We start from the raw sequence: 394 nt of genomic DNA on the forward strand, positions 1-394 counted from the left end.
CACAGTCTGTTTGGGATTATCTACTATTTTCGTGCTTCTCATGGGGACACAAGCCGTGAAAGCAGGGCAATTGACCTTGGGACAAGTAATTGCCCTTCAATTGTATGTTGGTTCGCTTTTAGAGCCGTTTTGGACACTAGCAGATTTTATCCTTGTTTATCAAACTGGTAAGACATCTTTCGAAAAACTGCAAGAGCTGATTGAGACGGGTGATGATTTGGAGGCTGATGGTTCTAAGGAAATTGCAGAGCTGTCTAGTATTTCCTTCAAAAATTATAGCTTTAGTTATCCACAGGCAGAAAGAGCCAGCCTACAGGACATCAATTGGACACTGAAAGCAGGGCAAACTGTAGGTATCGTTGGGAAAACTGGTTCTGGAAAAACGACCTTGGTT

The 394-nt window shown here is 42.6% G+C and carries 1 protein-coding gene; it reads left to right on the plus strand.

Annotated elements, in window-relative coordinates; all coding sequences use genetic code 11:
* Positions 1 to 394, plus strand: a 394-nt coding sequence (locus C1E99_RS11085) for an ATP-binding cassette domain-containing protein (RefSeq protein WP_153060197.1), incomplete at both ends; no start/stop codon positions are given.

Source organism: Streptococcus suis, assembly GCF_002964045.1.
GTDB classification, from domain to species: Bacteria; Bacillota; Bacilli; order Lactobacillales; family Streptococcaceae; genus Streptococcus; species Streptococcus suis_U.